The sequence below is a fragment of the Nocardiopsis sp. iso_237 genome, from assembly GCF_056173345.1.
Genome location: NZ_CM149669.1, coordinates 5,301,665 through 5,323,625, shown reverse-complemented (window position 1 = coordinate 5,323,625; position 21,961 = coordinate 5,301,665). Strand labels below are relative to the sequence as shown.

The window sequence follows — 21,961 nt, the reverse complement described above, 5'->3', positions numbered from 1 at the left end:
CCCGTGTGCGGGCTCGGGTACCCGAGGAACGGGAACCGGGCGGGGGCGCGTCCCCCGCCCCTTCCGTGCCGGGAGGCCCCGGCCGGACCTGGGCTTCGTGCCCGGTGACGGCGGGGCGGTAGGCTAGGAAGTCAAACCCGACGACGAAGGACTGGCCAAACTCGTGTTCGAGACGCTTTCCGACCGGCTGACATCGGTCTTCTCCTCGCTGCGCGGCAAGGGGCGGCTGTCCGAGGAGGACATCAACGCGACCGCGCGCGAGATCCGTCTCGCGCTGCTCGAGGCGGACGTGGCGCTGCCCGTGGTCCGTGAGTTCATCTCGCGGATCAAGGAGCGCGCCCGCGGTGAGGAGGTCTCCAAGGCCCTCAACCCCGCCCAGCAGGTCATCAAGATCGTCAACGAGGAACTGGTCGAGATCCTCGGTGGCGAGACCCGGCAGATCCGCTTCGGCAAGACGCCGCCCACCGTGATCATGCTCGCGGGTCTCCAGGGCGCCGGTAAGACCACCCTCGCGGGCAAGCTCGCCAAGTGGCTCGCCGCCGACCGCAACACCCCGCTGCTGGTCGCCGCCGACCTCCAGCGCCCCAACGCCGTCACCCAGCTCCAGGTGGTCGGTGAGCGCGCGGGCACCCCCGTGTTCGCTCCCGAACCCGGCAACGGCGTGGGCGACCCCGTCGACGTGGCCCGCGACTCCATCGAGCACGCGAAGCGCAACAACCACAACGTCGTCATCATCGACACCGCCGGGCGCCTCGGTGTGGACACCGAGATGATGCGGCAGGCCGCGGACATCCGCGACGCGGTCAACCCCGACGAGATCCTCTTCGTCGTCGACGCCATGATCGGTCAGGACGCGGTCAACACCGCCCAGGCCTTCCTGGACGGCGTCGGCTACGACGCGGTCGCGCTCACCAAGCTCGACGGTGACGCCCGCGGCGGTGCGGCCCTGTCCATCCGGCACATCACCGGCCGCCCGATCATGTTCGCCTCCACCGGCGAGAAGCTCGAGGACTTCGACCTCTTCCACCCGGACCGGATGGCCTCGCGCATCCTGGACATGGGTGACGTCCTCACCCTCATCGAACAGGCCCAGCGCACGTTCGACGAGGCCGAGGTCGAGAAGATGGCCTCGACCATGGCCTCGGACGACGACTTCACGCTGGACGACTTCCTCCAGCAGATGGCGATGGTCCGCAAGCTCGGCCCGATCGGCAACCTGCTCGGCATGATGCCCGGCATGGGGCAGATGCGCGAGCAGATCGACGGCATCGACGACAAGGACCTGGACCGCATCCAGGCGATCATCCAGTCGATGACCCCCGGTGAGCGCGCGAACCCGAAGATGATCAACGGCTCCCGCCGACTGCGCATCGCCAACGGTTCCGGTACGCAGGTCAGTGACGTCAACGGCCTGGTCACCCGCTTCTTCGAGGCGCAGAAGATGATGCGCAAGATGAAGAGCGGCGGCGGTATGCCGGGGATGCCCGGGATGCCGGGCGTGGGCGGCAACAAGAAGAAGGCCAAGGCCCAGGCCAAGAAGGCGAAGAAGGGCAAGCAGCGCAGCGGCAACCCGATGAAGGCCCGCCAGCAGGAGGCCGAGCGTGAGGCCGAGCGCAAGCGGCGCCAGGAGGAGGGCGGCCAGGAGATGCCCCAGCTGCCCCCGGGCCTCGGCGGCGGTGGCGGCGGCCAGCCCACCCTCCCGCCCGGTTTCGGCGGACCGAACATGCCGGACCTGTCCAACTTCAAGCTGCCGAAGAAGTAGTCGCGACGGCACGCGACAGTGACACCCACCACGGCCCGCCCGGGGACTTCCCCGGCGGGCCGCGGTCGTTCCCGAACCGGGCCGCGCGCACCGTGGTGTCCTGTCCAAGGAACACGTCCGCGTCTGGCACAATGAGTAGTCGACTAACGGTGGCCGGGTCAGCCCTCTAACTAACCCGCCGCCCACGTCCTGCCTCGACGGGTTCCACAACCCCACGTGGGTCGCCCATCAGGCGCTAACACCGTTATACGGGAGAAGACCACTCCAGTGGCTGTCAAACTGAAGCTCAAGCGTATGGGCAAGATCCGTACGCCCCAGTACCGTGTCATCGTCGCCGACGCCCGCAACAAGCGTGACGGCAAGGCGATCGAGGAGATCGGCAAGTACCACCCCAAGGAGCACCCGAGCCTCATCGAGGTCGACTCCGAGCGGGCCCAGTACTGGCTGTCCGTCGGCGCCCAGCCGACCGACGCGGTGAAGGTCCTCCTGCGCAAGACCGGTGACTGGCAGAAGTTCAAGGGCCTTGCCGCCCCGGCGCCGCTCCAGGTCGCTGAGGCCAAGGACCCCGAGGCCAAGGAAGCCGCCTTCCAGGCCGCGCTGAAGGAGCTCGTCCTTCCCGGCCAGGAGAAGAAGACCAAGAAGGCCGAGAAGAAGACGGACAAGGCGGCCGACAAGCCCGCCGAGACCGCCGAGGCTGAGAAGAAGTCCGAGGGCGAGGCCTAATCGTGCTGGAAGAGGCGCTTGAGCACCTCGTGAAGGGGATCGTCTCGAACTCCGACGACGTCCAGGTGAGAGCCAAGCGGCTCCGCAAGGGCAAGGTCCTGGAGGTCCGGGTCCACCCGGACGACCTCGGCAAGGTCATCGGCCGCAACGGCCGGACCGCCAAGGCACTCCGGACCGTCGTCGGCTCCCTCGCAGGCGGCCGGTACGTCCGCGTGGACCTGTTGGACCTGAACGAAGTGCGCTGAAGCGCCTCTGGGGGCGCCGACCGCTGACGGTCGGCGCCCCGCACTCGTGCCCGGGGACCGTGTGAACGGCCCCGGGCACGGCTTTCCCCGGGGCCGTTCCCGGTTCGGGGACACCGAGGGGACCCCGGACGCCGGGAGACCCCGTGTGACGTCCGGGAACCGAAGAACGACCCGAAGGAAACACTGCTCATGCGACTCGTGGTGGGCCGGATCGGCCGCGCGCACGGTATCCGCGGCGACGTCGCCGTCGACGTGCGCACCGACGACCCCGACGCCCGGTTCGCCGTCGGCGCCGTCCTCCAGACCGACCCGGCCGCGACCGGCCCGCTGAAGGTGGCCTCGACGCGCCGCCACAGCGGCCGGATGCTCGTCCGCTTCGAGGGCACGGCCGACCGCGACGCCGCCGAGACGCTGCGCGGCACCCTCCTCATGGTGGACTCCGAGGACATCGCCCCCCTGGACGACCCCGACGAGTTCCACGACCACGAACTGATCGGCCTGACCGCCGTCACCACCGAGGGCGCGACCGTGGGTGAGGTCGAGGACGTCCTCCACCACGCGCAGGACGTGCTGGTCATCACCGCCGAGACCGGCGGACACGAGATCCTGGTGCCGTTCGTCGCCGCCCTGGTCCCCGAGGTCGACGTCGCGGGCGGCCGGATCGTGATCGACCCGCCGCCCGGCCTGCTCGACCTCCAGAACACCGACTGAACGAGTACGCAGTGCGCATCGACATCATCAGCATCTTCCCCGACTACTTCGCTCCGCTGGATCTCTCGCTGATCGGTAAGGCGCGCGAGGCGGGCCTGCTCGACGTGCGCGTCCACGACCTGCGCTACTGGACCCACGACCGGCACAACACCGTCGACGACACCCCCTACGGCGGCGGCCCCGGCATGGTGATGAAGCCCGAGCCGTGGGGCGAGGCCCTGGACGCGGTCGTGGCGGAGCGGCCCGCGCGGCTGGTCCTGCCGACCCCGAGCGGACGCCCCTTCACCCAGGCCGACGCCGAGCGGCTCGCGGGTGAGGAGCACCTGGTGTTCGGGTGCGGGCGGTACGAGGGCATCGACTCCCGGGTGGCCGTGGACGCCGCCCTGCGGATGCCGGTCGAGGAGATCAGCATCGGTGACTACGTCCTCAACGGGGGCGAGTCGGCCACGCTGGTGATGGTGGAGGCCATCACCCGGCTGCTGCCCGGTGTGCTCGGCAACCGGGAGTCGCACGTCCAGGACTCCTTCGCCTCGGGTGGGATGGAACACCTGGTGGAGGGGCCGGTGTACACCAAGCCCGGCACGTGGCGCGGCCAGGAGGTGCCCCCGGTGCTGCTCTCCGGCAACCACGGGGCGGTGGACCGCTGGCGCCGTGACCAGGCGCTGCGCAAGACCGCCCGCAACCGGCCCGACCTGGTCGCGGCCACCCCCGCCGACAGCCTCGACAAGCGGGACCGCGAGGTCCTGGCCGAGGCGGCCGACCCCGCCGACGGAGCCGAGTGTGGTGAACGGCCGGTTCGGGACGGCCGGGATCATGTGGCAAACTAGGTGAGTTCCCCCCTGGTGACCCCCAGGCATCCGCATGCCGGCGGTACGACGTCGGCCTCTGTGTCGGTCACCGGGTGGTTCGACTGGTCAGACCCAACAGGGCCTCGCCCGCGCACCCCCTCCCCGGAACAGCCGGGGGGCAGGACGCGGCGCGCTATTGATGAGGATTCGCGAGATGCACACCGCCATTCAGGAGCTTGAGAAGGCTCAGCTTCGCACCGACGTTCCGGAGTTCCGCCCCGGCGACACCCTCAACGTCCACGTCCGCGTGACCGAGGGCACCCGCACCCGTGTCCAGGTCTTCAAGGGCGTCGTCATCCGCCGTCAGGGCTCGGGCAACCGCGAGACCTTCACCATCCGCAAGGTGAGCTACGGCGTGGGCGTGGAGCGTACGTTCCCGATCCACACCCCGGCCGTCGAGAAGTACGAGGTCGCCGCCCGCGGTCGCGTGCGTCGCGCCAAGCTGTACTACCTGCGCGACCTGCGCGGCAAGGCCGCCCGCATCCGCGAGCGCCGCGAGCCCATCAACAAGTAGGTCTGGGCTGATCCGGCCGGAACCACGCCGCCCCACCGGGCGGCAGGATAGGCTTTCGGCCGATGAGCAAAGACGAGAGGGACCTCGGCTCGGACGCGGTCCCGGACGAGGATTCCGCCCGGCCCGGCCCGGAGGAGCACAGCTCCGCCACTGGCTCCCAGACGCATGAGCGCCTGGGAGCCAGTGGTGTATCCGATGCCGCTGGCCAGGGAGCGGAGGAGAGAGCTGACGCCGACATGAGCCAGTCCCAGAGCAGTGCGAAGAAGGGGTCGTTCTGGAAGGAACTCCCCATCCTGGTCGTGATCGCCCTCGTGCTGGCGTTCGTGATCAGGACCTGGGTGATGCAGGCGTTCTACATCCCCTCGTCGTCGATGGAGAACACCCTCCTCGTGGGTGACCGGGTCCTGGTGAACAAGGTGGTGTACGAGATCCGCGACATCGAGCGCGGAGAGGTCATCGTGTTCAACGGCGACGGGTCGTGGGACGACCCGACCGTCGTGCAGCCCCCGGAGTCGACCAACCCGGTCAGCCGCGGTTTCACCTGGGTGCAGCAGCAGCTGGGCGCCGCGCCCACGGGCAAGGAGTACATCAAGCGGGTCATCGGCCTGCCCGGTGACACCGTGGAGTGCTGTGACGAGCAGAACCGGGTCCTGGTCAACGGCGTTCCCCTGGAGGAGGACGCCTACCTGTACCCGGGCAGCGTGGAGAGCCACACCGAGTTCGGCCCCATCGAGGTGCCGGAGGGGTACCTGTGGCTGATGGGTGACCACCGGGCCATCTCCTACGACTCCCGCATGAACCAGAACAACCCCGGGGGAGGCGCCGTCCCGATCGACCACGTCGTGGGCCGGGCCTTCGTCATCATCTGGCCGTTCAGCCAGGCCGGAGGACTGGGCGTCCCGGCGACGTTCGACGAGCTGAACGGGTCCGACGGCTGAGTCGGTGACCGAACCGGGCCGATCGGGTTCCGGGTGTCGTCGCAGGTCACGGTGGTGTCCCCGGAGTGGGTGACCGATCCGTCGAAGGAATTCCGCTCGACGGGGCACAAAAGCCCGTTCCGTGACGCATGATGGAACTCGGATCGTATCGGCGTTCCCCGAACGCGTGGGGGCCGTCTCCGGCGGGAACGAGCCGGACGGCGGAGGTGCCCGCGTCAGGGGGACCGGCACATCATGACCGGAGAGTGCTGACGAAAGCGAGCGCGCACATGAGTTCTGAGGACCTGGAGAAGTACGAGGCCGAGATGGAGCTCCAGCTCTATCGCGAGTACCGCGACGTCGTCGGCCTGTTCGGCTACGTGGTGGAGACCGAGCGGCGTTTCTACCTCACCAACCACGTGGACCTCCAGCCCCGCTCGACGGAGAACGGGGAGATGTACTTCGAGGTCGTGATGGAGGACGCCTGGGTCTGGGACATGTACCGCCCGGCCCGGTTCGTGCGCAACGTGCGCGTGGTGACGTTCAAGGACGTGAACGTCGAGGAGATCACCAAGTCCGACCTGGAGCTGCCCCCGGCGGAGGGCGGCGGACCCGGAGAGTAGCCCCCGCGCGGCGTTCCCTCCCTCCTCCGTGGAGAGGGTTGTCCACAGGAGAAAACTGACCCCTGGCGCGCCCGGCCCCGATCACCGAACGTGGTTGTGGGAGGTGGTCGCCGATGGATCGGTGGGCCGAGTACCGAAGGAAGCTGGGACGCCGCGGCGAGGAACTCGCCGCGGCGTACCTCGAACGCGCCGGGATGCGGGTGGTGGCCCGCAACTGGCGGGCCCCGCGCGGTGCCGGGGAGATCGACATCGTGGCCCGGGACGGGCCCTTCCTGGTGGTCGCGGAGGTCAAGACCCGTGGTTCGCTGCGGTTCGGCCACCCGGTGGAGGCCATCACCGCCGGGAAGCGGCGCAGGCTGCGTGAACTGGGCCGGTCCTGGGCCCGTCTGCACGGCTGCCCGCCGTGGCCGCTGCGGGTCGACGGGCTCTGCCTGCTGGTCACGGGCGGGCGCGTGTTCGTCTCCCACGAACGGGGGATGGGCTGATGTCGCTCGCCCTCACCCACTGCGTCACGCTGCTGGGCGTGCAGGGACACATCGTCGAGGTGGAGGTGCACCTGGGCGGCGGGGAGCCCGGGGTCACCCTGGTGGGGCTGCCGGACGCCGCCCTGCGGGAGGCCCGGGACCGGATCCGCGCGGCGGTGGCCAACAGCTCCGAGGCCTGGCCCAGCGGGCAGATCACCATCAGCCTGTCCCCGGCCAGCCTGCCCAAGTCCGGCAGCCTCTTCGACCTGGCGATCGCGGGCGCCGTGCTGGCCGCCGCCGGTGAGGTGCCGTCGGACCGGCTGGCGGGGACCGTGCTCCTGGGGGAACTCGGCCTCGACGGCCGGGCCCGCCCGGTGCGCGGGGTGCTCCCCGCGATGGTCTCCGCCGCGGACCAGGGGTTCACCCGGTTCGTGGTGGCGGCGGGCAACCTGGCCGAGGCCCGGCTGGTGCCCGACGTGGCGGTCACGGCCGTGACCGACCTCGCGGAGCTGTGCGGCTGGCTGCGCGGTGAGGAGGAGCCCGAGCCGCCCGACGAGCCACCCGCGTCGGCCGTCGCCACGGACCAGGGGAGCCCCGACCTCGCGGACGTCCTGGGCCAGCCGGTGGCCCGCCGCGCGGTGGAGATCGCCGCCGCCGGTGGGCACAACCTGATGATGCTGGGCCCGCCGGGAACGGGCAAGAGCCTGCTCGCGGAGCGCCTGCCCACGGTGCTGCCCACGCTCTCCTCCACCGAGGCCCTGGAGGCCACCGCGATCCACTCGGTGGCGGGGCTGCTGCCGCCCGGCGCCCCGCTGGTCACCGTGCCGCCCTTCGCCGCCCCGCACCACACCTCCAGCCGCGCCTCGATCATCGGGGGCGGCCACGGCAACCCGCAGCCGGGCTGGGTCTCCAAGGCACACCACGGGATCCTGTTCGTGGACGAGGCCCCGCAGTTCGGGCGCGGGGTGCTGGACTCCTTGCGCGAACCCCTGGAACGCGGTGAGGTGGTGATCGCCCGCTCCACCTCCACGGTGGCCTTTCCCGCGCGCTTCCAACTGGTGATGGCGGCCAACCCGTGCCCCTGCGCGAAGCCGGGCAGCCTCTGCACCTGCCCGTCCGGGGAGCGGCGGCGGTACCTCTCCCGGCTGTCCGGTCCGCTGCTGGACCGGATCGACCTCAAGGTGGAGCTCCAGCCCGTGGCACGGGCCGAGCTCCTGGCCGACCGGGCCTTCGCGGAGTCCTCCGCGACCGTGGCCGCCCGGGTGGCGCGGGCCCGGGAGCGGGCCAGGGAACGGCTGGCGGACACCCCGTGGAGCACCAACGCGGTCATCCCCGGTGCCCGCCTGCGCCGGGACTTCCCGGTGGAACCGGCGGCCCTGCGGGTCCTCGGGCGGGCGATGGACGCCGGGCAGATCAGCGCCCGGGGGGTGGACCGCGCCCTGCGGGTGGCCTGGACGCTGGCCGACCTCGCGGACCGGGACCGCCCCACCGAGGAGGAGACCTCCTACGCCTTCGCCCTGTGGTCCGGAAGGGCGTGGTGAGGGTGGGCGAGGACGACGAGGCACACGCGCGCGTCGGTCTGACCGCGGTGGCGCCGCCCAGCCACCGCTGGCTGGGACCGCTGGTGAACGAGTGCGGGGCGGCGACCGTCTGGGCGGCCCTGCTGTCGGGGCGGCCGCCCCCGGGGAGCCCGCCCTCGGCCCAGGCGCTCCGGAGCTGGCGGGGCTGGTCGGAGCGGGCCCGGAAGGTGGACCCGGACCGGCTGCTGGACGCCTCGGCGGAGGCGGGGGTCCGGTTCGTCGCCCCGGGCGACCCGGAGTGGCCGGGGCGCCTCGACGAGCTGCCGGTCTGCTACGGGCTGTGGGTGCGCGGCATGGGCGACCTGCGCAACCTGTGCCTGCGGTCGGTGTCGGTGGTGGGCGCGCGCTCCGCCACCTCCTACGGGCTGCACGTGGCCGCCGAGCTCTCCTACGAGCTGGCCGACCGCTCCTTCGCCGTGGTGTCCGGGGGCGCCTACGGGGTGGACGGCGCCGCGCACCGGGCGGCCCTGACCACGGGGAGCACGGTGGTGGTCCTGGCCTGTGGTCTGGACACGGACTACCCGCGCGGTCACGCGGGGCTGTTCGCGGACGTGGCGCGCACCGGGGTGCTGGTCAGCGAGTGGCCGGTGGGTCGGACCCCGCGCACCCCGGACTTCCTGGTGCGCAACCGGCTGATCGCCGCGCTCACCCCCGGAACAGTGGTCGTGGAGGCGGGGGCCCGCAGCGGAGCCCTGAACACCGCCGCCCACGCCACCGATCTCCACCGGGTGCTCATGGCCGTCCCGGGGCCGGTGACCTCCGCGATGTCGGTGGGCTGCCACCGCCTGCTCCGCGAGGGCCGGGCGAGCTGCGTGACCCGCGCGGACGACGTGGTGGAGCTGGTCGTGCCGTTGGGCGAGGCCGTCCCCGAGCAGGCGGGCCCCCTGGTGCCCGAGGCCGAGCTGGACCGGGAGACCGCACGGGTGCTCGCGGCGGTCACCCGCCGTGGAGTGGGCACCGCCGTGGTGGCCACGAACAGCACGGGGAACCTGGAGCGGACGATCCGGGCGCTGGGCCTGCTGGCGGCGGCGGGGCTGGTGGAGCGCTGCGAGGCGGGCTGGCGCCTGCCCTGGCCCCGACGACCCAGACCGCGCTCGGCGGGCCCGTCGCGCCCGCGCGGGTAGTGGGCACCGTGCGGACCGGCGCCCGGCTTCCGGAGTGCCCCCGCGCCCGCGCGGGTAGTGGGCGAGTGCGCCGAGACCGCCGACCCCACGGGGGTGTCTCCGGGGCGGTTTTCCCACCCTCCGCAGCGCGTACCCGGGGCCGAGGGCCCGCTGTCCTTCACAGGCCAGGGGCCTCGGAGGCGTCCGCTGTGGTGCCCGGGAGCGCACGCGCGGTCATGCGCGCGTGAGGCCGTGCGGCCTCCCGACAGAGGCGGTAAAACGCGATGTAGTCGAGATGTAACTGCGATTGGCCACAGTGGTGGGTGTCGATTATTCGACGCGTTGTCAAACCTTGGACGAAGAAAGGAGTGAGATCGTATGTCTATCGAGTCCGGTCACCTCTCGGCAAGCCTTGGGGACCTTCCGGTCGAGGAATTCAGTTCGAGTGGCGAGGGGGTCGTCGGCTTCGGCTCCAACCAGCCCGGTGGTATCGAGTCGCTCGGTTCCACGCTGGCGATGATGGAGATCGGCGCCTCCGGCGGCGGCGAGTGCTGCAGCTGCTGCAGCTGCTGCCCGTGCTGCTGCTGCAGCTGAGTCGGTGACCTGGCCGGTCGTCCTGCCGGGTCTACTGGCCGGGCGGCCGGTCATGTCGTTGGGGACTGAGGTCGTGCGGGTCGGTCGGGCGACGGTTCGCGATCGGCCCGCCGACCGCTCCCGGATCCGGTCACCTTTCCTCGGAGCGACCACGGTCGTGAATGTATTCAGGTGCAAACCCGCTGTAGGTGCGCTGTAAGCAACAGCGGGGATGATGGTGCGACGCCGGGGCAGAAGCGCCACGGCGTTCCTACTAAGAAAGGGAGGAGGTTCCCATGTCGATGAAGGCTGACCAGATTTCCGCTGGTCTCGGAGACCTTCCGGTCGAGGAATTCAGCACCAGCAGTGAGGGTGTTCTCGGCTTCGGTTCGGACCAGCCCGGTGGTATCGAGTCGCTCGGTTCCACGCTGGCCATGATGGAGATCGGCGCGTCTGGCAGCGGCGGCGGCTGCTGCAGCTGCTGTAGCTGCTGCCCCTGCTGCTGCTGCAGCTGATCCGGCGGGGCGGGCCCGGTGCGGAATCCCGTGCCGGGGCCGTCCCCTCGTAACGGTGAGAGAGAAGAGAGGGGCGCGGATGCGACCGAAACTCCGGCCAGATGTCTACTACGTCCCGACCGCGGACGGGGCCTTCATCATCGACAGCGCGCGGTCAGTGACGCTGCGCGGTGGATCGATCTATCAGTGGGTGGAACTGCTCGCGCCGAGCCTGGACGGTTCCGTTCCGCTCGAGGACCTGACCTCGGGGTTGTCGCCCGCCCACCAGAAGATGGCCACCGACCTGGTGGGGCTGCTCGAACGCAACGGATTCGTCCGCGACGTCAGTGAGGACCTGTCGCACTCGCTGACCGACGCGGAACTCAAGCGCTACCAGGCGGAGATCGCCTACGTCGACTTCCGGTGCGACTCCGGCCCGGCCCGGTTCCAGACCTGGCGCGGCTCCCGCATGGTGATCGTGGGGGAGGCCCCGCTGGCGGACTCCGCCGCGCGCGCCGCCTGGCACCTGGGCTGTGCCCGCGTGGAGGTCGTCGACCCCACGGGCGACACCGACGCCCGCGCCGCGCGCGCCGCCGACCTCGCGGCGATGAAGGAGGAGGACCCGGCCCTCGAACTCGTCGAGACCCCGGCCGCCGACCTCGCCGCGAGCGTGTCCGCCGCCGACTTCGTGGTCGTGCTGACCGAGGACCCGGCGCTGATCGACACCGTCGCGGACGCCTGCACGGCCCCGCTCCTGCCGGTCCTGGTGACCCGGGACACCGCCTGGGTGGGTCCGATCCCTGGCGGCGCGGCCGGTTGGGCCGACGCCAAGGCGCGCCTGACCGACACCGGCGCACTGCCCGTCGGCCCCTCGACCTGGTTGCGCGGCCCCGCCGTGGGCGTGCCCGCCAACACCGCGCTGTTCGCGGCCTTCCGTGCCGTGACCGGCGCCTACCCCGCGCCGGTCTCCGGTGAGGTGGAGCGCATCGACCTGGAGACCCTGGAGTCCCAGACCGGGCGCGTACTGCCGGTCGGCGGCGGGACGGCCCCCGTCAGCGACCCTCGGGTGGCGATCGACAGCGAGGCGTTCTCCCTCGCCGCCGCCGAACTGTTCGACCCGCTCACCGGTCCCCTCCTGGAGATCGAGGAGCACCCGGAGCAGCTGCCGCTGCGCGTCGCCGTGGCCCGTCTGGCCAAGGGCGGGGAGACCAGCGACGTCCTCGGCGTGGCCGACGCCTTCGTCGAGGCGCGCCACGGCGCCACGCTGGCGGCTCTCGGCCGCCTGGCCGCCGCGCACCCGGCGAGCGGCCCCGCCCGTGACCTCGTCAGCGGTGAGCCCGGCCCGGTGGTCGAACCGGTGGGGATCACCGACGCCCACGTTCCCGGTGTCGGAGCGGCGCTGGACCGTGAGTCCGCGCTCTCCCAGGCGGTGCTGGACTACGCCGCCGAGCGGGTCGTGCCCGTCCCGGAGAGGGCTCCGTTGATCGGTCGCGACGACCTCCCCGACCTCGTCGGGGAGCAGCTGCACCGTCTGGAACTGCTCGTGCGGTCGAGTGTCCGCCTCTTCCAGTTGGACGCCGAGCTGCCCACGGTCCTCGTCGCCTCCGACTCCGGACCGCTGGCCCGCGCCTCCGGCCAGGACCTGGCGTCCGCCGCCTCGTCGGCGGTCATCCGCGCCACGACCTCCGTGCAGTGCGGGGAGGACCCCGTCACCCTGCCCCCGCGACCGGACCGCGTACCCGAACCCGAGGGTTCGGCCGCCCCGCTGACGGGTCACACGCTGACGTCCGAGGACGCGGTCAAGCTGGTGGCCGCGCGCGGGCACCGCCTCGGGATCGTGGAACTGGACGGCGAGCCCGTCCTGCGCACGGCCACGCCGCACCTGGTCAGGGTGGTGGAGCTGTGACCGAGTCGTTGACGACCGCGCCCACCGTGGTGGGCACCGGCGCCCTGGCCGAGGCCCTCAGGGCCGCGGTCCCCCCGGAGTACACGGTGCTGGTCGGCGAGGACGGTGTCCTCCCGGAGATCCCCGCCGGGAGCGGGCCGGTGCTTCCGGTGCTCGCACGTCGGGACCGGCTCTACGTCGGGCCGGTGGTGCGCGAGGACCTTCCCGGCTGCCCCGAGTGCCTGGAGTCGCGGCTGCTGCTGGCCCGCGAGTTCCCGGAGCCGATGGCCGAGATCGACCGCCGCGACCCGGAGCGGCTGCGCCGGTGGGCGCCGCCCGCGCTCACCCACCTGCACGCCGAGTTCGCCGCCGAGGTCGCCGGCCGTCTGGTCGAGCTGGACCGGGACCAGGACACGTCCGAGCGGCGATCGGTCATGGTGGTCCGGCTGATCGGCCTCGGTGTGCGGCGCGCGGTGCTGCTGCCCGATCCGTTGTGCGCCGTGTGCGGTGCGCTGCCCGAGGACAACCCCGAGGACACCGAAACGCTCGTGCCGAGCACCTCGCTGTCCCACAAGCCGGGTTCGATGCGGACCAAGTCCCTGGTGGACGACGCGTCCTTCCTCCCGACCTACGTGGACCGGGACGTCGGCCTCGTACGCACCCTCTTCAAGTACGGCGGGGGCGTGTTCCCGAACATGACCGCGCCGCTGGGTCTGCGGAACTCGACCGACATCGAGCAGGGCATCGGCCGCACCCCCTCCTACCGGGAGTCGGGTACCGCCGCCGTCGCGGAGGCGGTCGAGCGCTGGGGCGGGATGAGCCCGTCCGGCCACCGGAGCGTGGTCACGGGCGCCTACAAGGACCTTCCCGAGGCGCTCGACCTGCGTCGGCTCGGCCTGCACGACGAGCACCGCTACGACGAGGAGGGCTTCCCGTGCCAGCGGTGGACGGAGGAGTCGGAGCTGGACTGGGTCTGGGGCCGGTCCCTCACCCATGACCGGCCGGTCCTCGTTCCGGAGACCTACGCCTACTACCGCACCCGGCTGGTCCGCCCGGACCGTCCCCGGTTCCTGTACGAGGTGTCCAACGGCTGCGCGGTCGGCGGATCCATGCCGGAGACGATCCTGCACGGGTTGATGGAGGTCATCGAGCGCGACGCGTTCCTGATGACCTGGTACTCGCGCCGCACTCCGGCCGAGATCGACCTCAGCACAGCCAAGGGGACCACGGTGCCGCTCCTGCTGGAGCGCATCGAGCGCCTGACCGGGTACACGGCGCACGCCTGGGACACCACCACCGAGCACGGGATCCCCAGCGTGTGGGTGGGCGTCGTCGATGAGCGGGAGCGGGACGGCTACGCCCGCTTCCTGTGCGCGGCCGCCTCCCACTTCGACATGGAGGACGCGGTGGCGGCCGGGCTCCTGGAGCTGGCGCCGATCATCGCCCAGCACCAGGACGAGCCCGCCGACGTGCAGGACCTCGCCAGGCGCATGGTCGACGACCCCGACCTGTGCACGTCGATGCTGCACCACAGCCAGCTCAACGGCAGGCCCGAGGCCCAGGACCGGCTGGCGTTCCTGTTCGACGGTCCCAAGCGGGAGATGGCCGAGCCCGACCCGCGCCTGCACGCCGACGGTCCGACCGACCTGGAGGCGCTGCTCAACGACACCGTCGAGCGGCTGCGGCAGCACGGTCTGGAGGTGCTGGTGGTCGACCAGACCACCCCCGAGCACAGGGCCGGCGGTCTGTTCTGCGTGAAGGTGATCGTGCCGGGGATGCTGCCGATGACCTTCGGCAACAGGTTCCGTCGTGTGCGCGGACTCGACCGGGTGTTCGCGGCGGCGGCGGAGCAGGGCTTCGACGACGTGAACCCCGACCCGCACCCGTTCCCATGACGGACACGCACACCGACACGACGGCGGTACCCGTGACCGACGACGATGACGCGACCCTGGTACGGGAGTACCTGTACGACGTGCACTACCGGTGGCAGGCGATCCACGCGGAGGGGCAGGGCGGACTCGACGACCCCGCCCGCCCCCCGCTGTTCACCCGCCCCGCCGTGCCACGGCGCAGGTTCGGACTTCCCTCCGGGCCGCGTCACCGCATCGGTCCGCTCGGGGCCGCGCTCCGGGACGAGCACACGCGTCCCGGAGCCGGCCCCGGCGGGTCCGGCCCCGATCACGGGTCGGACCTGGAGCGGCTGGGCGAGCTGCTGTTCTACGGTTACGGCTTCTCCCGCATGGACATCGGCCCGCAGGTGGAGTGGCCGTGGCACCGGACGGTGGCCTCGGCCCGCTGCTTCTACCCGGTCGAGTTGGCGGTGTGGTCGGACGCGGCGCCGGGAGGCGTCCACCGCTACGACCCGGCCCACCACGAGCTCTCCGAGCTGCGCGACGACGTCGGCCTGTCCGAACTGGCCGCCGCGTCGGCGGCGGAGCTCGACGGCGCGCGCACCGTCCTGATCGTCACCGCGCGGCTGGGCAAGACCGCCTTCCGGTACCGGAACTACGCCTACCGGCTGGTCACCCAGGAGGCCGGGCTGGTCCTCGGCAACCTCCAGGTGGTGGCCTCCGCCCTGGGCCTGGGCGGCCACGCGCGGCTCCGGTTCCTCGACGAGGCCGTCGCCCGCCTGCTCGCGCTGCCGGACGACGACTCCGAGTCGGTGCTGGCGCTCCTGCCCCTCTGGGACGACGCGGACGTGCCGACGGAGCCCGGTCACCGCACGGCCGCACCGGTACCGCCGAGGCGGACCGTGGTCCCGGTGGCGGGCGGCAACGGCATCGAGCCCGCGCTCAGCTACCGGACCCTGGCCGTGGAGCGGGCCTCCCGGCTGAACGACCCGGTCGAATTGGAGCCGGTGAGGGCCCCGGCCAGCACCCCGCTGGTCGGCGCCGAACCGGCGGCCCCGGGCTCGCGGTCCGACCTGCCGCTGGCGCCGCTGCGCCGGGAGAGCGGTACGGACACGGGGGCGGCGGTGGTCCGCCGCGACTCCGGGCCGGACGTGTTCCTGCCCACCGCGAAGCCGGTGCCGTTGGGGGTCGTGGCCGACCTCCTGCTCGACGCGGCCCGGCCGACCGCCGACGACCTCTGGCACGAGGCCGCGCCGCCCGAGGTGGGGGTGCACGTGATCGCGGGCGCGGTCACGGACCTGCCGCAGGGGCACTACCGCCTCGTGGACGGCGCGCTGCGGACCGTGAGCCACGGCGACCTGCGCCCCCCGTTCCAGGCCATGGACGTGTGGCGGACGGAGATCAACGCGCGGACCGCACCGCTGATGGTGGCCCTCACCGCGGACACGGAGCGGCTGCTCGAACACCACCCGAGGCGTGCCTTCCGCGCGACCCAGCTGCTCACCGGAGTGGTGGCGCAGCGGGTCTCCCTGGCAGCGGCCGCGCACGGGCTCTCCGCCCGGGTGACCAACAGCTACGACGCCGACGAGTGCGCCCGCCTGCTGGGGATCGACGGCGAACGGGAGATTCCGGTGTTTCTTCTGGTACTGGGCGAGCCCAACGCGCCCTGGCACCTGGGGACGAGGGTGCGGCCTTGATCGTTGCACGTGTAGCGGGCCTGCCCAGCGGCGGCGCGCGGGTCGGAGAGCTGACCGACACCGCCCGCCGCCTCGGTGACCTCGACGCGTTCCGGGACGACCTCGACCGCCGGGGCGGCGAACTGGCGGACCTGATCCACACGGCGGTGGGCGGGTGCGAGGACCGCGCCGTCCGCCGCGCGCTGCTGGCCTGCCGTCGGGCCGTCCACAACGGGCGGGCTCCCAAGGCGCTGTCGGAGGCGGCGCTGGCCCGCCTGTCGGCGCCCGCCCGGGAACTCCACGCCCGGCTGGTCGCCGACCACGAGACGCTGGACCGGGGCTGGGAGGAGGCCCACGAGGCGTTCCGCACCGAGACGTCGGCCGCCGAACAACGCCTGGCCGACCTCGTCCGGGACGAGGACTTCCGGCGCGCGCTCGCCATGGCCAGCGACGCCCTGTTCCCCGACGTCGAGGCCTGGCTCTCCGGGCCGCCGGGCGCCCCCGAGCACCTCAACACCCGCAGACGCGTGGTCAACTACGTCCTGCGGACCGCGCTGAAGACCAGCCCCTTCTCCACCCTGACCACCGCCGGACCGCTCCCCGCCGGGAACGGAGCCGCGCCGGAGGTCGGATCGGCGGAGGTCGGATCGGCGGAGGCCGTCCAGGTCCCGGCGCCGGAGGGGCTCTCCCGCCACCTCGAACTCAACGCCGAGGTCGAGTTCCAGCTGGAGCGCCTGCTGGCGACCGCGCACGGGCCGCTGTTCCTGCGGACCAACCCCACCCTGACCGTCATGGGGGAGCGGGTCGTGGTCGTGCACGCGGACGGCCGCTGCGTGGGCGTACCCGCCCGCCCCTGGCTGCTCGCGCTCGCCCGGCGGGCCGAGGACGGCGCCTCCCCGGCCGACCTGGCCGGGTTCCTCACCTCCGAGTCCGGCGCGTCCGCCGCCGAGGCCGAGTCGATGCTCGGGCAGCTGGTGGCGGCCGGACTCCTCCAGAGCGACCTCGGTGTGCCCGACCAGGCACGTGACCGTCTGACCGAGGCGGCAGACCGGCTCGGACTCCCCGAGGAGTCCCACGTCAGGAGGGTCGGCGCGGCGGCGCGCGAGGTCGAGACCGCCGACGCGCCCGGTGACCGGTGGCTGTCCCTGGGACGCCTGCGGTCGGCGGTCGGCGCGGCCCTGACCGAGGCCGGGGGAGACCCGTCCCTGATCCCGGGCAAGTACCTCTGCTACGAGGACGTCCTCCCCGGATGGTCCACCCCGCCCCGGACCCCCGACTGGTCGGCGCTCGACCGCGACCTGCACCGGGTCCGGCGCCTCGTGTCGGTGTTCGACGGCGCCCTGCCCGGCCGCCTGGCCATCGCGGAACTGCTCGGCCGCCGCTTCGGAACCGGTACCCGCGTGGGGCTGCTGGAGGCCTGGCTGGCCTGGAACGAGGCCGCCGTGCCCGGGAACGCCGCTGAGGGCGCCCCCGACACCGTCGGCCTCCACGGGCTGCGCGACAACCCCTTCCACCTGGCGGACACCGGGGTACCCCGGATCGAGGAGCTGCGCCGGTTCCAGACCGGGCTGCTCGGACTCCTCACCCCGCCGGACGGCGGCGGCCCCGCCTTCGACGCGGACACCGACGCCCTGGACCGGCTGCTGGACGCCGGGCCCGCCTGGCTGCCCGACGACCACCCCACCACCCTGTTCCTCCAGCCACTGGCGGACGGGTCCGTGGCCTTCAACGCGGCCGCCCCCGGGCACGAGACGGCGGGCTCACGGGTCCGCCGCTGGTCGGAGCCGCCGGTCCCGCACGACGACGGAGACGGACCCCTCCTCGTCGAGGTGGCGGGCCTGTTCCGCAGCTCCCTCAACCGGGTCGCGCCGTACGCCGGACACGAGCTGGTCTGGCCGGGGTGCGTCCCCTCACGGCCTCCCGGGCGACGGGTCCGCCCGGCCGACCTCGAAATCCGCATGGACCCGGCCGGACTCCCGACCCTGTGGTGGCGTCCGGCCGACCGCCCGGTGCTGCTCGTCCACCGGGGCACCATGGGCCGCTACTGGTTCCCTCCCGTGCTGCGCTTCCTCCTCGACCTGACCACCCCCATGGCCGAGGCGTGGGCGCTGGTGGGGCGGGCCCGGTCGCTGTACGTCAACCCGAAGCCGTCCGAGGTGTCGGTCCTGCCGCGCCTGCGGGTCGGCGGGGTCCTCATGGAGCGCCGGAGCTGGATCGTGCCCCGCGCCGAACTGGACCTGTGCGAGGGGGACGACTTCGACCGGTTCACCCGCGTACGCCGCAGGGTCCGGGACCTGGGGCTGCCCGACGTCGTCTTCGCACGGGCCGCCGACGTCGTCGACTCCACCCAACGGGTCATGGAGAAGGCCAAGGACCGCAAACCGCGCCCGCTGGACCTGTGCTCCTGGTGGGGGATCGAGGAGCTGGCCCGGATGTCCAGGGGACGGGACCTGCTGCTGTTCCAGGAGGCCGAGCCGGACGTGTTCGGCACCGACCGGGTCGTGGAGTACGCCGTCGAACTACCGGGGGACCGCGCATGAGCTGGATCACGGCCCACTGCTACTACAACCAGGACCTCGCGGAGGTGGTCACCTCCGTCGTCGCGCCGACCGTGCGGACGCTGGGCGACCGCGCGCCGCGCTGGTTCTACGTCCGCTACTGGACCGGAGGCCCGCACGTCAGGTTCCGCCTGTGGGTGCCCGACCCCGCCGACCGCGAGACCGCGCACGAGGAGGTCCGGAGCCGGTTCGAGGACCTGGTGGCACGACGGCCCTCACGTTCCGCGGCCGACCCGGCCGACTACCAGCGGCTCGCTGGCCTCATCGGGAACCCGGGCGACGAGACCGGCGGCGACCTGCTGCCGGACAACACCCTCACCTGGGAGCCGTACCGGCCCGAGACCGGGATGTACGGCGGCCCCGAGGCGATGGGGCACGTCGAGGAGTTCTTCACCGCGTCCAGCCGCGACGCCCTCGCGTACGTGGGCACCCCCACCGACCCGGTGGCCCGCGCCGTGTGGTGCATGGCCAGCGGCCTGGCGACGGTCGGTGACGCGGGCTGGGTGCACCGGTTCGTGGACCACATGGTCGGCCGCTGGATCGGTGAGCGGATCGGCGCCCAGTGGCAGCGGGTCGTCGACCAGTCCTGGCAGCGGTCCGGGGAACGCGTCCGCCACCTCGTCCGGCACGCCCTGACCACGTCACCGAGCGGCGGCGAGGGCGAGTGGCTGCGCGCCTGCCAGCGGCTTCAGGAGGGGCTCACCGACGTGGAGGCGCGCGGCCTGCTGGAGCCGCCCGAGGGCACGGCGCCGGAGGACGTCGCCCACCTCGACCGGGGGATGGTGACCCTCTCCGCGCTGCACATGCACAACAACCGACTCGGGGTCCACATGGAACGGGAGGCACTGGTGATGGAACTGCTCAGGTTGGCCCTGGCCGAGACCGCGTCGGTGCGGCCGTGACGGCCGCCCGGCGACTCCGGGTCGCCTACCACGACCCCGACCCCGCGCCCCTGCTGCGGACCGGGGTGCGCCCCCTGCTCGCGGAGCTGGCCGCCGAGGGCCTGTCCGCCCACTGGGCGCGGCACTGGCGGCGCGGCCCGCACCTGCGGATCGTCGTGGACGCCGACGACGCCACGTGGGAGCGGATCGTGCGCCCCGCCGCCGAACGCCACCTGGGCGCCGCCCTGGCCGCCCACCCGTCCACCACGGTGATCGACCCCGAACCGCTCCGTGAGACCTACCGGCTCCTGGCAGAGCGCGAACGGGAGTACGGGCCGCTCGAACCTCAGCAGCCCGACAACACCGTCGAGGAGGAGCCGCACGACCCCCGGCTGCACGTGCTCGGCACGCCCGACGCGGTGGCGCTCTTCGAGGGCTTCCACGAACGCACCGCCGACGCCGCGCTCACCATGGCCGTGGGCGAGGGCCCCTCGCTGAGCACCCACGTCGTCGACCTCATGCTGCTCATGGCGCGGGAGGTGGGCGGCTACCTCGAACGCGGGTTCGTCTCCTACCGCTCCCACGCCGAGGCGCACATCATGGGCAGCCCCGACCCCGGGGCCGTCCGCGCGCTCTTCGACGAACGCTCCGCGCGGCTGCGGGAACCCCTCGTGCGGCGGGTGCGGGCCCACGCCGAAGGGGCCGCCGAGCACCTGGACGACCTCACCGCCTCCGTGGGCCGCGAACTCGTGCGGGCCGCCGACGCGGCACGGCCGCTGCTCGCGGACGGCCGACTCGACCTCGACGGTCCCCTCGCCGGTGGCGGGGGCGGCGAGGGCGGTGGCGCGACCGAGGAACAGACCCGCCACAGCGCCTTCCACCGGACCCTGCGCGGCTCCGGGGACTTCGAGCGGACCCTGCGCGGGGCCCCCTGGTTCCTCCGCTACCGGGTGGCGCTGAACCTCCTGTACCTGCACCTGGCGCGGATCGGCGTCCGCCCGGTGGACCGATTCCTGTACTGCCACGTCGTCGCTGACGCGGTGGAGCAGGCCTGTGGGGTCGACGCCGTGGCGATGGTGGCCTCGGGCGCGACCGAACTCGTAGAAGGGCACTCATGAGCACGGCCGAGCGCACGACAGCGACCGACGCCGACCGGGACACCGTCCTGGCGTACCTGGCCGACCGCGAACTGCCGCAGGTGTCGGGGGCGTACCAGCTGTACCCGACGCGGGCGGGGCGGCCGGGCGTGGCCGAGCACGCCCTGCCCCGCCCCGGGAGCGGCCCCGACGGGCCGGTCGACCGCATCTCCCGCATGCTGGCCACCGGCAACGGGCTCGCACGGCACCGGTTCCTGACCGTCTCGGGAGCACGGGCCTTCCTGCCCACCGGCGCCCCCGGATGGGGGTTCGACGAGCAGCACGTGATGACCACGCTGCTCCGGCTCGTCGCCAGCGGCGGCGCGGCCTACCCGGTGGACCTGTGGCTGCTCTCGGGAGGGGAGTCCGGGCTGCCGGTCGGCGCCCACCGCTACAACCCGGTCCACCACGGACTGACCCAGGTCACCACCGAGGACCCCCGACCCCGCCTGGCCCGGGCCCTGGGCGGCGCGGTCTCCGACCTGACCATCGTGCTGACGACCCGACTGGAGCGCACCACCGGGCGGTACGGCAAGTTCGCCCACCGGCTGCACCTGCTGGACACCGGCCACACGCTGGCGCAGCTGTTGATCGCGGGACGGAGCCTCGACTGGGAGTGCACGCCCCGGCTGGCCTTCGTCGACGACGAGATCGAGCACATCCTGGACCTGGGCGACGAGACCGAGATCGCCTTCGCGGTCGTCACGGTCGGACCGACCCGCACGGTGACCCCCGCCAGCGACCCCGCCCCCGTCCGGGTCCCGCCGGTCCCGGACCGCTACCCGCAGGACGTCCTGTGCGCGGCCCGCCGGTCCGAGCCCGGTCCGGAGCTGGAGTTCGGGGAGATCACCATGCCGCGCGACCCGGAGCGGGCGATGCTGCGCCGCCGCAGCCCCGTCGGCGGCTTCGTGGCGCCCCCGCCCTCCGCCGAGGACCTGGCTCCCGTGGCGGAGGCGGTCGATTCCGTGCTGGCGCCCCTGGGCGGACACGGCAGGCTGGTCCCGCCCAAGGACCCGAGGGTGGCCACCAGGATCGGGGCTCCGGGGCACCGGCTCAACCTGTCGCTGGCCGGTGTGGTGGTCCCGGTGCTGGAGCTGTCGGAGCTGGTGCGCCGGCACGGTCCGGGCGCCTTCCGGGTGGGTGCCGTGGCGATCGGCGTCTCCCTCCAGGCGGCGGCCCTGGTCGCCGCCGACCGCGGTTTCGGCACCTTCCCGCTCTGCGCCTACGACGGCCCGGGGATCGAGGGCAACCTGGGACTGCCCGACGCCTCCACGATGTGCGTGGCGCCCATCGGCGTGGCCGCCCACGTCGGCGCCTCGCTGGAGGTGCCGCTGTAGGCGGCGTCGTGATACGGCCCGGTCCCGGTGGTGGGGGATGCCGTCGGGACCGGGCGCGCAGGGGGCCGGGCCGGTCGG

20 protein-coding genes are annotated in these 21,961 nt (G+C 72.8%); all 20 read left to right on the top strand.

Translation table 11 applies throughout. From position 1 onward, the window contains the following. Nucleotides 1-163 precede the first annotated feature (163 nt). The 20 genes from ffh (at nt 164) to AC0VYM_RS23885 (ending at nt 21,883) form a co-directional block, all read left to right on the top strand. Complete coding sequence (gene ffh, locus AC0VYM_RS23980; protein WP_475455802.1) at nt 164-1,762, top strand: signal recognition particle protein; 1,599 nt, start codon at nt 164-166, stop codon at nt 1,760-1,762. Nucleotides 1,763-2,029: 267 nt separating this feature from the next. Further along, entirely contained in the window at nt 2,030-2,485 is a 456-nt protein-coding gene (gene rpsP / locus AC0VYM_RS23975) for a 30S ribosomal protein S16 (protein WP_357767332.1), read from the top strand. Nucleotides 2,486-2,487: 2 nt separating this feature from the next. Continuing rightward, complete coding sequence (locus AC0VYM_RS23970) at nt 2,488-2,730, top strand: RNA-binding protein (RefSeq protein ID WP_378740859.1); 243 nt, start codon at nt 2,488-2,490, stop codon at nt 2,728-2,730. Nucleotides 2,731-2,919: 189 nt separating this feature from the next. Further along, nucleotides 2,920-3,441: a ribosome maturation factor RimM gene (gene rimM / locus AC0VYM_RS23965; RefSeq protein WP_475455800.1), complete on the top strand. Its 522-nt coding sequence runs from the start codon at nt 2,920-2,922 to the stop codon at nt 3,439-3,441. 11 nt (nt 3,442-3,452) lie between these two features. After that, nucleotides 3,453-4,268 carry a tRNA (guanosine(37)-N1)-methyltransferase TrmD gene (trmD, locus tag AC0VYM_RS23960; protein WP_475455798.1) on the top strand — a complete coding sequence of 272 codons (816 nt, stop codon included), beginning with the start codon at nt 3,453-3,455 and terminating at the stop codon, nt 4,266-4,268. Between the two features lie 175 nt (nt 4,269-4,443). Beyond that, nucleotides 4,444-4,803: a 50S ribosomal protein L19 gene (gene rplS, locus AC0VYM_RS23955; protein ID WP_475455796.1), complete on the top strand. Its 360-nt coding sequence runs from the start codon at nt 4,444-4,446 to the stop codon at nt 4,801-4,803. Between the two features lie 62 nt (nt 4,804-4,865). Next, nucleotides 4,866-5,741, top strand: a complete 876-nt coding sequence (lepB, locus tag AC0VYM_RS23950; protein ID WP_475455794.1) for a signal peptidase I — start codon at nt 4,866-4,868, stop codon at nt 5,739-5,741. A 269-nt stretch (nt 5,742-6,010) separates the two neighbouring features. Further along, on the top strand, nt 6,011-6,343 hold the full coding sequence (locus AC0VYM_RS23945; protein ID WP_475455792.1) for a DUF2469 domain-containing protein: 333 nt from the start codon (nt 6,011-6,013) through the stop codon (nt 6,341-6,343). Between the two features lie 113 nt (nt 6,344-6,456). Continuing rightward, a complete protein-coding gene (locus tag AC0VYM_RS23940) occupies nt 6,457-6,828 on the top strand; it encodes a YraN family protein (RefSeq protein ID WP_475455790.1) in 372 nt (123 codons plus the stop codon). Next, nucleotides 6,828-8,348 carry a YifB family Mg chelatase-like AAA ATPase gene (locus tag AC0VYM_RS23935; protein WP_475455789.1) on the top strand — a complete coding sequence of 507 codons (1,521 nt, stop codon included), beginning with the start codon at nt 6,828-6,830 and terminating at the stop codon, nt 8,346-8,348. Before AC0VYM_RS23940 ends, AC0VYM_RS23935 begins: the two co-directional genes overlap by 1 nt. Beyond that, complete coding sequence (dprA, locus tag AC0VYM_RS23930) at nt 8,345-9,511, top strand: DNA-processing protein DprA (RefSeq protein ID WP_475455787.1); 1,167 nt, start codon at nt 8,345-8,347, stop codon at nt 9,509-9,511. Before AC0VYM_RS23935 ends, dprA begins: the two co-directional genes overlap by 4 nt. Before the next feature lie 357 nt (nt 9,512-9,868). Continuing rightward, nucleotides 9,869-10,084: a hypothetical protein gene (locus AC0VYM_RS23925; protein ID WP_017545977.1), complete on the top strand. Its 216-nt coding sequence runs from the start codon at nt 9,869-9,871 to the stop codon at nt 10,082-10,084. Between the two features lie 275 nt (nt 10,085-10,359). Beyond that, nucleotides 10,360-10,578, top strand: coding sequence for a hypothetical protein (locus tag AC0VYM_RS23920; protein ID WP_017545978.1), 219 nt, complete (start codon nt 10,360-10,362; stop codon nt 10,576-10,578). A gap of 79 nt (nt 10,579-10,657) precedes the next feature. Continuing rightward, the gene (locus AC0VYM_RS23915; RefSeq protein ID WP_475455784.1) at nt 10,658-12,463 is read left to right on the top strand and encodes an NAD(P)-dependent oxidoreductase; all 1,806 of its coding nucleotides are present in this window, start codon (nt 10,658-10,660) and stop codon (nt 12,461-12,463) included. Next, on the top strand, nt 12,460-14,337 hold the full coding sequence (locus AC0VYM_RS23910) for a TOMM precursor leader peptide-binding protein (RefSeq protein ID WP_475455782.1): 1,878 nt from the start codon (nt 12,460-12,462) through the stop codon (nt 14,335-14,337). The genes AC0VYM_RS23915 and AC0VYM_RS23910 overlap by 4 nt, the downstream gene beginning before the upstream one ends. Continuing rightward, the gene (locus tag AC0VYM_RS23905) at nt 14,334-15,992 is read left to right on the top strand and encodes a SagB family peptide dehydrogenase (RefSeq protein ID WP_475455780.1); all 1,659 of its coding nucleotides are present in this window, start codon (nt 14,334-14,336) and stop codon (nt 15,990-15,992) included. Before AC0VYM_RS23910 ends, AC0VYM_RS23905 begins: the two co-directional genes overlap by 4 nt. After that, nucleotides 15,989-18,511, top strand: coding sequence for a lantibiotic dehydratase (locus AC0VYM_RS23900; RefSeq protein WP_475455778.1), 2,523 nt, complete (start codon nt 15,989-15,991; stop codon nt 18,509-18,511). The genes AC0VYM_RS23905 and AC0VYM_RS23900 overlap by 4 nt, the downstream gene beginning before the upstream one ends. Next, nucleotides 18,508-19,431 (top strand): thiopeptide-type bacteriocin biosynthesis protein, encoded by a 924-nt coding sequence (locus AC0VYM_RS23895; protein ID WP_475455776.1) that lies wholly within the window; start codon nt 18,508-18,510, stop codon nt 19,429-19,431. The genes AC0VYM_RS23900 and AC0VYM_RS23895 overlap by 4 nt, the downstream gene beginning before the upstream one ends. Continuing rightward, a complete protein-coding gene (locus tag AC0VYM_RS23890) occupies nt 19,428-20,528 on the top strand; it encodes a thiopeptide maturation pyridine synthase (RefSeq protein ID WP_475455774.1) in 1,101 nt (366 codons plus the stop codon). Before AC0VYM_RS23895 ends, AC0VYM_RS23890 begins: the two co-directional genes overlap by 4 nt. Beyond that, nucleotides 20,525-21,883 (top strand): SagB/ThcOx family dehydrogenase, encoded by a 1,359-nt coding sequence (locus tag AC0VYM_RS23885; protein WP_475455772.1) that lies wholly within the window; start codon nt 20,525-20,527, stop codon nt 21,881-21,883. Before AC0VYM_RS23890 ends, AC0VYM_RS23885 begins: the two co-directional genes overlap by 4 nt. Nucleotides 21,884-21,961: the final 78 nt, after the last annotated feature.

What these genes read in the sequence shown, in the direction of transcription:
- AC0VYM_RS23895 (WP_475455776.1), top strand. Translation starts at nt 18,508, where the DNA reads ATGAGCTGGATCACGGCCCACTGCTACTACAACCAGGACCTCGCGGAG.
- AC0VYM_RS23885 (WP_475455772.1), top strand. Translation starts at nt 20,525, where the DNA reads ATGAGCACGGCCGAGCGCACGACAGCGACCGACGCCGACCGGGACACC.
- rplS (WP_475455796.1), top strand. Translation starts at nt 4,444, where the DNA reads ATGCACACCGCCATTCAGGAGCTTGAGAAGGCTCAGCTTCGCACCGAC.
- AC0VYM_RS23920 (WP_017545978.1), top strand. Translation starts at nt 10,360, where the DNA reads ATGTCGATGAAGGCTGACCAGATTTCCGCTGGTCTCGGAGACCTTCCG.
- AC0VYM_RS23905 (WP_475455780.1), top strand. Translation starts at nt 14,334, where the DNA reads ATGACGGACACGCACACCGACACGACGGCGGTACCCGTGACCGACGAC.
- rimM (WP_475455800.1), top strand. Translation starts at nt 2,920, where the DNA reads ATGCGACTCGTGGTGGGCCGGATCGGCCGCGCGCACGGTATCCGCGGC.
- AC0VYM_RS23935 (WP_475455789.1), top strand. Translation starts at nt 6,828, where the DNA reads ATGTCGCTCGCCCTCACCCACTGCGTCACGCTGCTGGGCGTGCAGGGA.
- AC0VYM_RS23940 (WP_475455790.1), top strand. Translation starts at nt 6,457, where the DNA reads ATGGATCGGTGGGCCGAGTACCGAAGGAAGCTGGGACGCCGCGGCGAG.
- AC0VYM_RS23915 (WP_475455784.1), top strand. Translation starts at nt 10,658, where the DNA reads ATGCGACCGAAACTCCGGCCAGATGTCTACTACGTCCCGACCGCGGAC.
- lepB (WP_475455794.1), top strand. Translation starts at nt 4,866, where the DNA reads ATGAGCAAAGACGAGAGGGACCTCGGCTCGGACGCGGTCCCGGACGAG.
- AC0VYM_RS23925 (WP_017545977.1), top strand. Translation starts at nt 9,869, where the DNA reads ATGTCTATCGAGTCCGGTCACCTCTCGGCAAGCCTTGGGGACCTTCCG.
- AC0VYM_RS23945 (WP_475455792.1), top strand. Translation starts at nt 6,011, where the DNA reads ATGAGTTCTGAGGACCTGGAGAAGTACGAGGCCGAGATGGAGCTCCAG.